This is a genomic window from Corallococcus sp. AB049A (assembly GCF_003668885.1).
Lineage (GTDB): Bacteria > Myxococcota > Myxococcia > Myxococcales > Myxococcaceae > Corallococcus > Corallococcus interemptor.
In genome coordinates this window covers 1-444 of the sequence record NZ_RAWL01001113.1, presented here as the reverse complement: position 1 = coordinate 444, position 444 = coordinate 1, and the positions used below count along the sequence as shown (strand labels likewise).

The window sequence follows — 444 nt, the reverse complement described above, 5'->3', positions numbered from 1 at the left end:
CGTCTGGATCGGTAAAAAATTGAAAACCATGATAGCCGATACCCGATTTACGTTCGGTACGCGCAAGGGCATATTCATCTTTGGTTTGTGGATGTAGAAATACAGGAAAATCTTTACCAACAGGCTGATAGCCCTGATCAAGCAATTGCTGTGGTGTTGCTCCCACCACGACATAATCTTTTTCGTGATAGGGGTGCCCAAGTAAAAAATCGCGTACGGCACCGCCTACTAAATAAACATGCATGAAAAAACCTCTGTTCTTAAGCTCATGATGCTACAGAACAGAGGTTTTCTCAAGTCACAAAGTTAAGCTTTTCTAATCTCTTAAGTTTAAAGAATTAGCCACCGCTTTGCTGAATTTCTGCGACAGTCAATGCTGTCATATTCAAGACACGACGTGTTGTTGCGGTTGGTGTCAAAATATGCACAGGTTTTGCTGCACCC

At 42.6% G+C, this 444-nt stretch carries 1 pseudogene; it reads right to left on the bottom strand.

The features are described 5' to 3' along the window. A pseudogene (locus D7X55_RS46480) lies at nucleotides 1-244 on the bottom strand (hypothetical protein); the annotation flags it as partial. Between the last annotated feature and the right edge of the window lie 200 nt (nucleotides 245-444).